The 283-nt window shown below is 53.4% G+C and carries 1 protein-coding gene; it reads left to right on the top strand.

The window, feature by feature from the left end; all coding sequences use genetic code 11:
- A partial coding sequence (locus tag KDM89_RS22005) for a hypothetical protein (RefSeq protein ID WP_212689874.1) occupies positions 1-283 on the top strand: 283 nt, incomplete at both ends.

The raw sequence follows: 283 nt of genomic DNA, 5'->3' as shown, positions 1-283 counted from the left end.
AGGCAATGCCACGCTGATCTGGTTCGGCAATGCCCAAGGCTACACAATAAAACAGGACGGCATTTTTCGCGAACAGCTACTGCGCATTTCTGCCGATGGCAGCCAGCTCAGCAGTGTGGAGGATGCCTGTTGCGGTGCGTTGGCGGAAGCATATTTCATCGGCAGCAGTGACAACCTCAGACAATTCGCTCGCGTTAAACTGCATACCGCCACCATTCTGCCTGAGCATACGCTGAACCAGAAAAGTACCGTGACTGCGCATCAAACCTTGATACTGCGTTCC

This window comes from Cognatundibacterium luofuense (assembly GCF_018139685.1).
Classification (GTDB): Bacteria; Pseudomonadota; Gammaproteobacteria; order Burkholderiales; family Burkholderiaceae_D; genus Undibacterium; species Undibacterium luofuense.
Note: the sequence above shows the minus strand (reverse complement) of the source record. Positions and strands in the feature narration are given on the sequence as shown.